Source organism: Sphingomonas sp. LC-1 (assembly GCF_025371035.1).
Taxonomy (GTDB): Bacteria; Pseudomonadota; Alphaproteobacteria; order Sphingomonadales; family Sphingomonadaceae; genus Sphingomonas; species Sphingomonas sanguinis_E.
This window is the reverse complement of sequence record NZ_JANZXB010000002.1, coordinates 332074-346068: the sequence shown is the minus strand read 5'-3', so window position 1 is coordinate 346068 and position 13995 is coordinate 332074. Positions and strand designations below refer to the sequence as shown.

The 13995-nt window shown below is 67.2% G+C and carries 11 protein-coding genes; 5 read left to right on the top strand and 6 right to left on the bottom strand.

Annotated elements, in window-relative coordinates; all coding sequences use genetic code 11:
• Positions 1-13: 13 nt before the first annotated feature.
• Entirely contained in the window at positions 14-1477 is a 1464-nt protein-coding gene (gene fliD / locus NZL82_RS04365) for a flagellar filament capping protein FliD (RefSeq protein WP_261268540.1), read from the top strand.
• A 1-nt stretch (position 1478) separates the two neighbouring features.
• Positions 1479-1898, top strand: a complete 420-nt coding sequence (locus NZL82_RS04360; RefSeq protein ID WP_261268539.1) for a flagellar protein FliS — start codon at positions 1479-1481, stop codon at positions 1896-1898.
• A gap of 45 nt (positions 1899-1943) precedes the next feature.
• Here NZL82_RS04360 and NZL82_RS04355 read toward each other — a convergent pair whose 3' ends face one another.
• The 5 genes from NZL82_RS04355 to argH form a co-directional block, all read right to left on the bottom strand.
• Positions 1944-2897, bottom strand: coding sequence for a zinc transporter ZntB (locus tag NZL82_RS04355; RefSeq protein ID WP_261268538.1), 954 nt, complete (start codon positions 2895-2897; stop codon positions 1944-1946).
• Positions 2894-3667 carry a bifunctional precorrin-2 dehydrogenase/sirohydrochlorin ferrochelatase gene (locus NZL82_RS04350; RefSeq protein ID WP_261268537.1) on the bottom strand — a complete coding sequence of 258 codons (774 nt, stop codon included), beginning with the start codon at positions 3665-3667 and terminating at the stop codon, positions 2894-2896. Before NZL82_RS04350 ends, NZL82_RS04355 begins: the two co-directional genes overlap by 4 nt.
• 124 nt (positions 3668-3791) lie before the next feature.
• Complete coding sequence (gene lysA / locus NZL82_RS04345) at positions 3792-5054, bottom strand: diaminopimelate decarboxylase (RefSeq protein ID WP_261268536.1); 1263 nt, start codon at positions 5052-5054, stop codon at positions 3792-3794.
• Entirely contained in the window at positions 5054-5290 is a 237-nt protein-coding gene (locus NZL82_RS04340; protein ID WP_042487426.1) for a hypothetical protein, read from the bottom strand. Before NZL82_RS04340 ends, lysA begins: the two co-directional genes overlap by 1 nt.
• Positions 5287-6654 carry an argininosuccinate lyase gene (argH, locus tag NZL82_RS04335; protein ID WP_261268659.1) on the bottom strand — a complete coding sequence of 456 codons (1368 nt, stop codon included), beginning with the start codon at positions 6652-6654 and terminating at the stop codon, positions 5287-5289. Before argH ends, NZL82_RS04340 begins: the two co-directional genes overlap by 4 nt.
• A 16-nt stretch (positions 6655-6670) precedes the next feature.
• Between argH and NZL82_RS04330 the strand changes: the two genes are divergently transcribed.
• Entirely contained in the window at positions 6671-7285 is a 615-nt protein-coding gene (locus NZL82_RS04330) for a TlpA disulfide reductase family protein (RefSeq protein WP_261268535.1), read from the top strand.
• Positions 7286-7441: 156 nt separating this feature from the next.
• On the opposite strand, the gene NZL82_RS04325 is transcribed toward NZL82_RS04330, so the two are convergent.
• On the bottom strand, positions 7442-10435 hold the full coding sequence (locus NZL82_RS04325) for a TonB-dependent receptor domain-containing protein (RefSeq protein WP_261268534.1): 2994 nt from the start codon (positions 10433-10435) through the stop codon (positions 7442-7444).
• Between the two features lie 180 nt (positions 10436-10615).
• Here NZL82_RS04325 and NZL82_RS04320 point away from each other — a divergent pair, with 180 nt between their 5' ends.
• Together NZL82_RS04320 and mdoH are read left to right on the top strand one after the other, a co-directional pair.
• Positions 10616-12151, top strand: coding sequence for a glucan biosynthesis protein (locus tag NZL82_RS04320; protein WP_261268533.1), 1536 nt, complete (start codon positions 10616-10618; stop codon positions 12149-12151).
• Positions 12148-13947, top strand: a complete 1800-nt coding sequence (gene mdoH, locus NZL82_RS04315) for a glucans biosynthesis glucosyltransferase MdoH (protein ID WP_261268532.1) — start codon at positions 12148-12150, stop codon at positions 13945-13947. The genes NZL82_RS04320 and mdoH overlap by 4 nt, the downstream gene beginning before the upstream one ends.
• Positions 13948-13995 lie beyond the last annotated feature (48 nt).

The window sequence follows — 13995 nt, the reverse complement described above, 5'->3', positions numbered from 1 at the left end:
CGGAGTCCCGTCGATGACGACCATATCCTCAACCTCATCGACGACGGCCAGCACCACGTCGACCCAGTCGACCGCGGACGCGACCAAGACCGCGGCGCAGGCGCTGTTCACCTCGCTTCAGACCGGCTCCGGCATCGACCTGTCCTCGCTCGTCCCCTCGTTGGTGCAGGCGCAGTTCGCGGCCCGCACCGCTGCGCTGAAGGCCAAGGCGGAGACCCTGACCACGCAGATTTCGGCGACCTCGAAGATCATGAGCTCGATCACCGATTTCGCCAGCTCGCTCGCCACGCTCACCAAGGGCGGGACGCTGGCGACGCAGGCGACCAGCAGCAATGCGGCGGTGTTCAGCGTGACGACCGCGGCGGGCGCGAAGCTGTCCGGGCTGAACAAGTCGATTACCGTCAACGCGCTGGCCACCGCACAGACCAGCGTCACGAGCACCAGCTATGACCGGACGGCGTCGATGGGCACCGGCAGCCTGTCGATCAAGGTCGGCTCCAACGCCGCGGTCGACATCACGTTCGACGACGGGACCAGCCCGACGATCGACGACGTGGCCGCCAAGATCAACGCCGCCAAGACCGGCGTCACCGCCTCGGTCATCACCGATGTCGATGGCAAGGCCTATCTGTCCTTCACCGGCGCGACGGGTGCCGCCAACAGCTTCACCGTGACGGCGACCGAGGGCGATACGGCGGGCCTGTCGCGCCTGAATGTCGGCGGCGACGCGACGGGCACCCGCACCACATCGACCGCGACCAATGCCAAGCTGACCGTCGACGGCGTGAACGTGGAGCGCGCCAGCAACGCGATCAGCGATCTGGTCAGCGGCGTGAACATCACGCTCAACTCGGTGTCGACCAATCCGGTCTCGCTGACGGGCACGCGACCGACCGCCGCCCTGACGTCGATCGTGTCGGACTTCGTCGCGACCTTCAACGACAAGATTGCCGAGCTCAACAAGGAACTGGACCCGCAAACGGGTGACCTGCGCAACGATGTGGCCGCGCGGACGCTGTCGCAGTCGCTGGGCCGGCTGACGACCATCAAGATCGTGCCCGGCGACGACAGTTCGCCGGGGCCCAAGACGCTGGCCGACCTGGGGGTGGGTACGCAGAAGGACGGCACGCTGAAGGTCGATACGGTCCGGCTGGCGCAGGTGATGGCGCAATATCCGGACGCGGTGGAGCAGATGTTCCAGACGAGTGGCGACAATCTCGTCGGCCTGTCGGCGCAGATGAACAAGATCCAACTGGCGGCGACCAGCACCATCAGCGGGCTGGGCGCGACTTCCAAGCGATTGGGCGAGGCACAAAGCGCCAACACGCTGGCCCAGAGCGACTTGAGCGACGATCAGAATGCCGCGCAGGACCGGATGACGGCGCAATTCTCCGCGATGAACGCCCGCGTATCGAGCTACAAGTCGATACAGAATTTCATGGACCAGCAGGTCAAGATGTGGACGAAGAGCAGCTGACATGGCCTATGCAACCGGACTGCTGGCCGATCCTGCCGCCACCTATCGCCAGATCGACGTCGTCGGCCGCACCGCGATGGCGGACGGCCCCGCGCTCGTCCAGCTCCTCTACGAAGAACTCATCTCGGCGCTGCGGTCGGCGGCCTGGGCGACCGAACATGGCCAGCTCGCGCGCAAGAGCGAGCGGGTGACGCGCGCCACCGCGATCCTGTTCGCCCTGGAGGCGGGCCTGGATTTCGAGCATGGCGGCGACATATCGAGGACCTTCGCCAAGCTCTATGTCGGGGCGCGGCGGCAGATCGTCGATGGCTCGCTCGACCAGAATCCGCAGGTGTTCCGCGACGTGGCGACCAACATCGCCGACATTGCCGAGGCCTGGGAGACGGTCCGCAAGATGAATACGGCCAAGCCGGCGTCCTGAGCCCACCGCGCCCCAAATCCGCGGTGAGGTCGCTCGACAGTGGTCTTACCGCCGGAACCAGTGCCGCTGCACGAAATAGATGACGATCCCTGCCGAAATCAGCGCGCAGGCGCCCAGAATCGCATCGAACGCCCACGGCTCCTCGGCATAGGGCAGGTTCTTGACGTTCATCCCATATAGGCCGGTGATGAAGGTCAGCGGCAGGAACACCATCGCCACGATCGAGATGACCAGCGCGCGATTGTCGATCTGTTCGGCGCGCAGATCGGTCAGCGTTTCGTGGATCAGCGCGGAGCGTTCGCGGATCGACTCCAGTTCCTCGGCCATGCGCGCCGCACGATCGGCGGCGGCCGATAGATGCAGCCGGTCGTCATCGGCCAGCCAGTCGCCCGGCAGCGCCGCCAGCTTTTCCAGCGCCGCGCGCTGCGGATTGAGGAATCGGCGATATCCGATCGCGGCGACGCGCACCCGGCTGACCGTACGGCGGAGCTGGAACACGCGGTGCTCGTCCAACTGCTCCTCGCAATCGTCCAGATCGTCGCCCAGCGCGGCGACATCGGGGTCGAGGTCGCTGGTGATCGCGGTGGCGAAGGCGGTGATGAGGTCGCCGGGATCCTTCACCTCGCCCCGCTCGACGCATTGGCGCACCGCGTCCACCGCAATCAGTGGGCGCCGGGTGACCGAATAGACGCGGCCCCTGACCGCCCAGATACGCACCGAGGCCAGCAGATCCGAACTGTCGAGCGGCTCGCTGCTTCGTCCGCGCATGTTGAGAAACGCCCCCTCGCCCATCGCCTCGCAGCGGGGGCGCGTCTCTGTGGCGGTCAGCGCATCGACGACATAATGCGACAGATGCGCCTCGTCGCGCAGCCAGGCTTGTGCGGCCTCGCTGTTGGTTTCCAGATGCACCCAGACCAGCCGCGCCTCGACCGAAACGGCCTCGCGCACATCGACCCGTGCCGCCTCGCCGCCGTCGATGCGATAGGCGAAACCGGTCACTCGCGCTGGTCCATGGACAGGTCGACCACCTGCCCATCGCCCGGATCGGCGGGCGCGGCGTCGCTGGCGATCCGCACCGCATCGGCGCGGGCACGATCGAGGATCGCGGGCGGAACATCGGCGCGGTGATAGACCCGGTCCGCAGCGGCCAGCGCGCGGGCCTGGCGAAGGGTCAGATCGTCGGGATCGGGCGAGGTCAGCACGAACGCCTCGAAGCGCGCCGTCGGCCGGTCCGCCCCCGCCAGCCAGTCGGACACATCGCCCTCCGCGCGCAACGGATCGAGCGGTCCGCCGGGCGACAGCGCCGCCCCGATCGCGCGCCGCCGCTCCGCCCCGTCCGGGAACCGCGCGCGCAAGGCGGCACGGGCGGCATAGAGCCCTTCCGCCAGCGCTCCCAGGCGAGCGGGCAACAAGGCCTCCAATCGCTGGCGCAAGGCCGCCGCCAGCCCGGCCGACACGCCACCGGTGCCGATCGCCACGATGACCGGCCCCCGCTCGACGATGGCGGGCAGGGTGAAGTCGCACGCCGCCGGGCGATCGACCGCGTTGACCAGCACGCCGCGTGTCTTCAGCCGCGCGATCGCGGCTTGCGCTTCGTCCTCATCCTCGATCGCGACGATGGCGAGCGCGGCCTGGGCGTCCTCGCCCACCACCTGCGCGCCCGCCCGGTCGAGCAGGCGGCGCTTGGCCTCGGCGGGCTCACCCTCGCCCAGCAGGATCACCGGACGCCCGCCCAGCCGGACGAACAGCGGCAGACTGGCGAGACTCAACGCCCCGCCCCCGTACCGTCGCCCCAGCGCAGGCTAGGGCCTATGGCGACGGGGGCACCGAAAGCCGCCAGAGATCCCAGCCTGCGCTGGGATGAAGGCTGAGACGGCGACCCCGCCCGGCGCGTCACTTCTTCAGCCACTCCGGCACGCGCTCGGCGGCGATGATCGTCTCGGCGGCGATGCGGTCGGCGACGACGGCGAAGCGGTCGCCCTCCACCATCACCTCGGGCACCAGCGGGCGGCTATTATAGGTCGACGCCATGGTCGCGCCATAAGCCCCCGCGGTGCGGAATACGGCGAGGTCGCCCGACTTCACCACATCGATCTCGCGATTCATGCCGAAGGTGTCGCCCGTCTCGCACACCGGCCCCGCGATATTCGCCATCATCGTCTCGCCGGTCGGGCGAACCGCGACAAAGTCGTGATGCGCGTCATACAGCGCGGGCCGCATCAGGTCGTTCATCGCCGCATCGACGATGACATAGGGGTTGGCGACGCCGGGCTTCACCCAGACGACCTCGGTCGCCAGCACGCCCGCATTGCCCGCGATCACCCGGCCCGGCTCGAACATCAACTCGACATCCCAGTCCTTCGTGACGCGCGCGACCATCTCGCCATAAGCGGCGGGGGCGGGCATCACGTCGCCGGGCTTGTACGGCACGCCCAGCCCGCCGCCCAGGTCGACGCGGCTGATCCGGTGCCCCGCCCCGCGCAGCTCGGCGACCAGCTCGCCGACGCGCTTATAGGCGGCCTCCAGCGGCGCGAGGTCGCCCAGCTGGCTGCCGATATGGCAGGCGACACCCTTCAGGTCGATGCCGGGCAGGCCCGCCAGCCGGTCGAACATGCCGAGCGCCTGGTCGATCGGCACGCCGAACTTGTTCTCCTTGCGGCCCGTCGAGATCTTGGCATGGGTCCCGGCATCCACGTCCGGATTCACCCGCAGCGTGGCGGGGGCCACGAGGCCGCGCTCATGCGCCAGCTCGGCGAGGACCGCGCCCTCTTCCTCCAGCTCCAGGTTGAACTGGCCGATCCCGGCCTCCAGGGCGGCGATCAGCTCGGCGCGGGTTTTGCCCACGCCCGAGAAGACGATGTCCTCCGCCTTCATCCCCGCCGCCAGCGCCCGGCGCATCTCGCCGACCGAGACGACGTCCGCGCCATAGCCTTCATCCGCCAGGACACGCAGCACGGCGAGGTTCGGGTTCGCCTTGATCGCATAGGCCAGATGGACGCGCGGCAAGGCGCTCAGCCCTTCGCGGAACACCTGTGCATGGCGACGGAAGGTGGAGGCGGAATAGATATAGACCGGGGTGCCGACTTCGGCGGCGATCCGGGACACGGGCACATCCTCCACATGGAGTTCGCCGTTCGAGAAATGAAAATGGTCCATCAGCGGGGGGGCAAATCGAATTCGTCCGAACGCCGATCCTGCGACTGGGTCATCAGTTCGTCGGAGCGTTGCGGGCGTTGTTGAGGGGTAGCCGTCAGCAATTGCTGCGGCGTCGGAGTGGCGGTGGCGCCGCGCGGCGCGACGGGCAGGCTCTCGCCCTTGGCCGGCTGCAACCGGTTGGCCGCGCCACAGCCGGTCAGCGCCAGCGCCACCAGCAGGGCGAGTGCGGGCTTCACGGCCGCAGGCCCCGCGCGGTCGCGATGGCGGCGCGGACATTGGCGGGCGCGGTGCCGCCGAAGCTGACCCGACTGGCGACCGAGGCATCGACCGACAGCACGTCATAGATGCTGTCGTCGATCCGCGCGTCGATGCCGGTCAGGTCGTCGATGGACAGCTGGTGCAACATCACGCCCTTCTCCTCGGCCAGTTTCACTGCGCGCCCGGTGATGTGATGCGCCTCGCGGAAGGGGATGCCGCCGACCCGGACCAGCCAGTCGGCCAGATCGGTCGCGGTCGAGAAGCCCGCCTCCGCGACGCCGCGCATCCGCTCCGTGCGGAAGGTGGCGCTCTGGATCATGCCGGTCATCGCCGCGATCGACAGCGCCAGCAGGTCGTGTGCCTCGAACACCGGCGGCTTGTCGTCCTGCATGTCCTTGGAATAGGCGAGCGGCAGGCCCTTCATCGTGACCATCAGGCTGGTCATGCATCCCATGATCCGTCCCGCATGGCCGCGCACCAGCTCGGCCGCGTCGGGGTTGCGCTTCTGCGGCATGATCGAGCTGCCGGTCGACCACTGGTCGGACAGCGCCACGAAGCCGAAGGGTTGCGACGCCCAGAGCACGAATTCTTCCGCAAGCCGCGACAGGTGCAGCGAGCAGTTGGTCGCTGCCTGGAGATAGTCGATCGCGAAGTCGCGGTCGCTCACCGCATCCAGCGAGTTGCGCGTCGGTGCGTCGAAGCCCAGCGCCGCCGCCGTCATGTGCCGGTCGACGGGGAAGCCCGTCCCCGCCAGCGCCGCCGAGCCCAGCGGGCACTGGTTCATCCGCGCGCGCGCGTCCGCAAAGCGGCTGGCGTCGCGCACGATCATCTCGTGATAGGCCATCAGGTGATGGCCCAGCGTCACCGGCTGCGCGGACTGGAGGTGCGTGAAGCCCGGCATGACGCTGTCGGCATGCTCTTCGGCGCGAGTCAGCAACGCCTCACGCAGCGCGCCGAGCGCGGTCAGCGTCTCGTCGATCGCGTCGCGCACCCACAGGCGGAAATCGGTCGCCACCTGGTCGTTGCGCGACCGTGCGGTGTGCAGCCGCCCCGCGACCGGGCCGATCAGCGCGGCCAGCTTCGCCTCGGTCTGCATATGGATGTCTTCGAGGGTCAGATCCTCGGCCACGCCGTTCGCGGCATAATCCTCGGCGACTTGGTCCAGCCCGGCGGAAATCGTCGCGGCGTCCTCTGCCGACACGATGCCCTGTTTGCCCAGCATGGCGACATGCGCTTTCGACCCGGCGATGTCCTGTTTCCACAATCGCTTGTCGAAGGGAATGGACGCGTTTATCTCGCGCATCACCGCGGCGGGACCTTCTGCGAAGCGCCCGCCCCACATTGCGTTGGAGCCGCCCATGTCGTCGCGTACCGTGATCGCCTGTCTCCTGGGGCTGATGGTCGCCGGGTGCGATAAGCAAAGCCCCGCCCCGGAGCAAGCCGCCAACACCTCTAGCGGTGAAGTTTCGAGCGGCGAAGTGACCGGTGGCGAAGTGACTGGCGGCGAAGTCGCCTCCTCCTCACCCGAAGCCCCCAAGCCCGCCGGCGCGGTCGACCGCAGCCATAAGGGCGACGCGGCACCGACGCTCGGCTTCACCACCCTTGACGGCAAGCCGGCGACGCTGGCCGATTTTCGGGGCAAGCCGGTGCTGATGAACCTGTGGGCGACCTGGTGCGGGCCATGCGTGGCGGAAATGCCGACGCTTGCCGCCACCGCGGCACGTCTGAAGGGCAAGGTCGCGGTGATCGCGGTGGCGCAGGACGACGCGGCCAAGGTCAAGCCGTTCCTGGCGGGCAAATCGCTGGACGCGCTGCCCATCTATCTCGATCCCAAGCTGTCCCTGAGCGTCCATTACAAGGCGAACCTGCCGACCACGATCCTGTATGGCGCGGACGGCAAGGAAATCTGGCGCGTCACCGGCGGCTTCGACTGGGCCGGGGCGGAGGCGACCAGGTTGCTGGACGAGGCGTAAGCCACCGGACCGAACCGCTGCCACCTCATCACCCGGCGGGTGGAGCGTCGTCCCTGACACAAAAAGACCCCGCCCGGCGTGAACCGGACGGGGCAGGCTGGGGTCGCATGGTCGGACCGGATCGGGGGCGGCGCTCCGGCCACCCCCTCTCCTTCCTTAGAATTCCGCCGTCAGGCCGATGAACACCGACCGGCCAACCGCGTCGTACATGCCCGGATAGGTGTTGCCGTTGCCGAAGGAGGACAACAGGCCCTGCGCGATGATCGGCGGGTCCTTGTCGAGCAGGTTGTTCACACCGGCGCGGAAGGTGATGCCGTCCTGCACCTTGGCGGTCGCCGCCAGATCGAAATAGCTGTACGCCTTGATCCGGCTGTTGAAAATGGACGGCGTGCCGGTCAGGTTCGGGTCGGACGAATTGTTGGTCAGGTTCGTCGCGCCGATATAGCGCCAGTTGAGCGAAATGGTCCCCACCTTCGACGCGTCGGTCCAGGTGAAGCGCGACTGGTGCCGCCATTCGGGCGTCGGCTGTCCGCAAACGGGGCCGAAATAGCCGACGCAGTCATAGGAACCCAGGCCCGGTACCGGCTCGTTCACCAGCTTGCGGTTCCAGGTGCCCTGGAAGTCGATCGCCAGCGACCCCACCGCTCCGAGCGGCTGGGAATAGGCCAGGCCGAAGTCCACGCCCGAGGTGCGCAGCGAACCGGTATTCTGCGTCGTCGAGACGATATAGCCCTGGTCGCCGAAGATGATGCCGCCGCGCGGATCACGCTTGAACAGGTTGCAGAAGAAGGGATTGCCGGTCGCGATGCACTGGCTGATCGTCTGGTTGACCGAGATCGATCCGATATAGTCGCGCACCTTGATGTCGAAATAGTCGACCGAGAAGGACAGCCGTCGCAGGAAGCTGGGCGTCAGCACCAGACCGGCGGTGAAGGTATCCGCCGTCTCGGGCTTGAGCGCCGGATTGCCGCCGAACTGCGCGGTGCAGGTTTCCGCCGGGCAGTCGGTGATGCGGCCATATTGCGCCTGGGTCACGCCGGTACGGGCGCACTGGGCGAAGGTCGCGGTCGGCGTCGCGGTGGCGCAGGGGTCCTGAGCGCTGACATTGCCGTTGAACTGCGGGCCGAACAATTCCGAGACGTTGGCGGCGCGGATCGCGCGGTTATAGCTGCCGCGCAGGCGGATATCGCTGCTCGGCGCCCAGGACAGCTCGGCCTTATAGGTCGAGACGATCTTGGACAGGTTGCTGTAATCCGATCCGCGATAGCCCGCGTTCAGCGACAGCTCCTTGAAGAAGGGGCGATTCTGGATCAGCGGCACTTCGATTTCGGCGAACAGCTCGTTCACGTCGAAGCGGCCCTGGGTCTCCTTCGTCCCCTTTTGCAGCGCCAGCGCGTCGGCCTTGAACTCCAGGCTTTCATAGCGATGCTCGATACCGAGCACGACACCGATGCCGTCGTCCGACCAGGGCGACTTGACGCCATAGGTGCCCAGATCCGCGCTGATATTGCCGCTCAGCACCGTTTCCTTGTCGACGCCGCGGGTCGAGGTCGGTGCGTAGATATAGCTGAACGCCGCGTCCGAAATGCCGTTGTAGCGGAAGATGTCGAGCGGAACGCACTGCGGGTCGCTGCCATCGACCACCGACTTGCAGGTCGGGGTGCCGTTGACGTTGACCACCTGGATACCGCGATTGGCGCGGGTGGGGTCGATGTCGTTCTCATAGGTCTCGTTGTAGAGAACCGTCGAGAACAGCGCGTTGGCGTCATAGCGGATGCCCGGCGCGATCTCGCCGCGCACGCCGCCCGAGAAGCGGTAATCGGTATGGCGCAGATCGTCACGACGCGGACGGGCGTTGCCCGCCACCGGGCGATAGCCGATGTAAAGCTGCTGCGTGGCGCTGGTGCCATAGGCCGATCCGCACAGGATATTGCCCTGCTGCGCACTGAGGAACGGATTGTCGCAGTTGACCGAGTAGGTATAGCCCTGGAACAGCGCGGACGGGGCGACCTGCGAATTGGTGTGGTCGTCCATGAACATCACGCTGCCATAGGCTTCGACCGACGGCGTGATCTCGTAATGCGCAAAGGCACCGGCGGTGTAGCGCGTGTCGTTGCGCTGGAAATAGTTCAGCGGCGCGTAGTTATAGCGGAAGCTGGAGTCGTAGGGCACCCAGGTCCGGTTGCCGTCCCGCGTGTTGTTGAACCGGCCGGTATCGGCGTTCGGGCCGGTGATGGGGTCGAACAGACCATATTGATTGTTGCTCGACCCGCCGCAGATCAGCGTCGAGTTGCCCGCGCCATCGGGATCGAACGCGCAGGACGACACGTCGCGATTGCCCTGCAGAACCGGCTTGGTGTCGCGATAGCCGAAATAGGCGGTCACATTGCCGCGATTGTCGGGGAAGTTGGTGCCGAAGGCGACGTTGACGTCCAGCTTCTGCCCGTCGAGCACGTTGCGATTGGCGAGGCGGTAATTGGCCTGGCTCTGGATGCGGCGGGCGAACGCATTGTCGTTCTGATGCTGGGCGAAGCCGTACTGGATGTCGGTCCGCACGCCTTCCAGATCGTCGCGCAGGATGAAGTTGACCACGCCCGAAATCGCGTCGGAACCATAAACGGCCGAAGCACCGCCGGTCACCACGTCGATCCGCTTGACCAGCGCGGAGGGGATGAAGTTCAGGTCGTTGGCCTGCACCGGCAGCATGCGCTGTCCGTTGATCAGCACCAGGTTGCGGTTGCTGCCCAGGTTACGCAGGTTCACGCGCGCGGTACCGTCCGAGCCGTTCGAGGCGTTCTCGTTTGCGTCCGGGGTCACCTGCGGCAGGCGGTTCAATACGTTCTCGACCTGGACCGCGCCCTGATAGCGGATCTCGGCGGCGTCGACGACGGTCAGCGGGCTGTTGCTGGTCAGGCTGGGACGCTGGAGACGCGTGCCGGTGACGACGATCGCATCACCGCCCGAAGCATTGGAGTCGCCCGACGATGGGGTGGCATCGGGCGGACAGGGCCTGTCCGGCGCCGGTACGCAATCGACCGTATCATCCCTGGCGGCACCAGGTGCCGTCTGTGCCAGAACCGGCGAAACCGACAGCAGCGCAATCGCAATCGCGCCGGCTGAACAGGCCAGCCGCCTGTAATTTACGTTCATGTGGGAGCCCCTCTTTGGTTTATGGTATTATTTCTACCTGAAAACCGGCAACCGTCAAATATATTATACCGTATGCCTGGAAACATCTGGTGGCGTTCTGGCAACCGATCGTCGCGTGTTGCGTTGCACAACGGGTCGGACTTGGCGCAGCCACGGGGGATTGCCCGTCCATCGCAGGAGATGCTGGAACCGATGATCCACGCCAATCGTCGAGAGCTGGTCGCGGCCTTTGCCCTATTGGGCCTGTCCCCCGCATGGGCGGCCCGTGCCGCCGCGCAGGTCGCTTCGGGCGGGGCGAAGATGAGCACACCCAAGCCCTTTTCCTGGTCCGCGCTCCAGTCGCAGGCCGAAGCACTGGCCCGCCAGCCCTATCGCTCGCAGGCCAAGATCGAGGCCGCTGCCGCGATCGACTATGACGCGGTCGGGACGATCCGCTATCGCGACGACCGGACACTGGCCGGGGGAATCCGGCTGTTCCCGCTGGGTCGCTATGCGCCCCATCCGGTGGGGATCAACATCGTCGAGAATGGCCAGGCGCGCGCCGTGCCCTTTTCGCCTGGCCTGTTCACTGCCGAGGCGGGCCATGCGCCGCCACTCGGCATTGCCGGCTTCCGGGCGATGACGGCGGACGGCAAGAGCGACTGGCTGGCCTTTCAGGGCGCGTCCTATTTCCGGACGGCGGGCGCGCAGGACCAATATGGCCTGTCGGCGCGCGGCATCGCGATCGATACCGGCATCGACGGGCGCGAGGAATTTCCCGCCTTTACCGACTTCTGGATCGAGCGGACGGGCGCGCAGGCCTATACCGTCCATGCGCTGCTCGACGGGCCGAGCGTGACCGGCGCCTACAGGATCGAGTCGCAAAAGGGCGCGACCGGGGTCGAGCAGCGGGTGTCGGCCGTGCTGTTCTTCCGCCGCGATGTCGAGCGGCTGGGCATCGCGCCCGCGACCAGCATGTTCTGGTACGGCGAAGGCAATCGCGCGGCGGGCAGCGACTGGCGACCCGAGATTCACGATTCGGACGGCCTCGCGCTCCTCACCGGCGCGGGCGAGCGGCTGTGGCGGCCTTTGGTCAACCCGCCGCGCCCGACGTTGGACAGCTTCGCCGACACCAATCCGCGCGGCTTCGGCCTGCTCCAGCGCGACCGCGACTTCGACCATTATCAGGACGACGGGGCCTTTTACGACCGCCGCGCCAATTTGTGGGTCCAGCCGCAGGGGGATTGGGGCCGGGGCCAGGTGATGCTCTACGCCTTTCCCACCGCGTCGGAGACGGTCGACAATATCGTCGCCTTCTGGAACCCCGCCGACGCGCCCAGGGCGGGCCAGAAGCGGCAGTTCGATTACCGGTTGAGCTGGGGGTCGACCGACCCGACCTTGGTGCCCGCCGTCGCCCATGCGGTCGACCAGTGGACCGGCGCCGCTGGGCGGCCCGGAGCGGAACCCACGCCCGGCGCACGCAAGCTGGTGGTCGATTTCGTCGGCCCGGCACTGGCGGGGCTGGACCGGCAAAGCGGCGTCACCGCCGATATGTCCGTCACGCGCGGCAAGCTGCTGACCCAGGCCGCCTATCCAGTGGTCGGGCAGGTCAATCGCTGGCGAATCACCGCCGACATCGCGCCCGAAGGGCAAGGTCCCGCCGATGTCCGCCTGTTCCTGAAGCGCGGCAGCAAGGCGCTGACCGAGACGGTGCTGGCCCCTGTCTTCCTGCTATGACCGACTCGCGCGCCATGATGCCGCCGCCGGCCCCGCTGACCATGGTAGTCCAGCGGTTCGACGGCCCGCCCCCGCCCCATGATGCGCCCGAACCGCGCGCCGGGGTCAATCTGGCGCCCGACGACATATTGACGCGGCGTCTGCTGCTCGTGCTGCTGACCGGACTGCTCGCCACCGCCGCCTCCGCCTCGGTCAAGGAAGCGTTGCTCAGTGACGGGTTCAGCCTGCTCGACGGTGTGTTGCTGCTGCTGTTCTTTCCGCTTTTCGCCTGGATTTCGTTCGGCTTCGTGACGGCGGCGATCGGGTTCGTCCTGCTGATCTCGCGCGCGCATCCCGGCATCGTGGCGGCCCCGCGCCACGGATCGCCGCTGACCGCGCGCACAGCGGTGCTGGTGCCGGTGCATAACGAGGATGTCGACGCCGTCTTCGACCGGATCGCGCGGATGGCGGTCATGATCGACCGCGCCGGCGCCGCCGACCGCTTCGCCTTTTTCGTCCTGTCCGATTCGGGCGAGGCGGCGGAAGCGGAGGAACGCGCCGCCTGGGCCAGCCTCGCCCCCCGGCTGCGCGTGCCGCTCTATTATCGCCGCCGGACCGAGAATGTCGGCCGCAAGCCCGGCAATGTCGCCGACTGGATCCGCAACCAGGGTGCGGCCTACGACTTCATGCTGATGCTCGACGCCGACAGCCTGATGGGCGGTGATACCATCGTCGGCATGGCGCAGATCATGGAGCAGCGCCCCTCCATCGCGCTCCTCCAGACCGTACCGATGATCATCGGCGCGACGACCTTCTTCCAGCGCTGGATGCAGTTCGCCAGCCGTTTCTACGGGCCGATTTCGACGGCGGGCCTCGTCTGGTGGTCGGGGTCCGAATCGACCTTCTGGGGGCATAATGCGCTGATCCGCATTCAGGCCTTTGCCGAAAGCTGCGGCCTGCCCGACCTGCCCGGACGCCCGCCCTTTGGCGGCACGATCATGAGCCATGACATGGTCGAGGCCGCGCTGCTGCGGCGGCGCGGGTGGCGGCTCCACATGCTGATGGTCGAGGACAGTTTCGAGGAATTCCCCCCCACGCTGATCGACCAGGCGGTGCGCGACCGGCGCTGGGCGCAGGGCAATACCCAGCATCTCAAGCTACTGGGATCGAGCGGTTTTCATTGGATCAGCCGGTTGCAACTGTTCATCGGCGCGCTCGCCTATCTGATGTCGCCCGCCTGGTTGATCCTGATCGCCACCTCGATCACGCAAAGCCTGTCCGATGATGCCGCGACGGTACGCGCGGTCACCTCGACCCAGGTACTGGTGGTGACGTTGGTCCTGTTGTTCGGGCCGAAGATCCTCAGCATCATCTGGGCCGTGACGGACCGCGACCGGCGGGCGAGCTATGGCGGCGCACGGGGCATTTTCGCATCGGTGGCGCTCGACGTGCCGTTGTCGATCCTGACCGCACCCGCCATCGCGCTGACCCAGACGATCGACCTGATCAACATCGTGCGCGGCAAGCCGTCCGGCTGGAACCCGCAAAGCCGGGTGCGCGACGGGCTGGCGGCGGCGGACGCGATGCCGCGCTATCGCTGGCATCTGGGGGTGGGTGTGGTTCTGCTCGGCGTGTCGTTTTTGAACCCGATGCTAGGGGCGTGGCTGTCACCGGTGACCTTGGGGCTGTTGCTGGCACCGTGGCTGGCGATGCAGACGGCGAAGGTGCGGCCGGGCGAAAGGCTGGCGAAGAAGGGTGTTTTCGCCGTACCGGGGTCGGCGGTGGCGGAACCGGCGCGGCCATTGGCATTGGTGTGAAGGTGGGGCGTGGGCTTCGACTTCGCTCAGCCTGAACGGGGTTAAGGG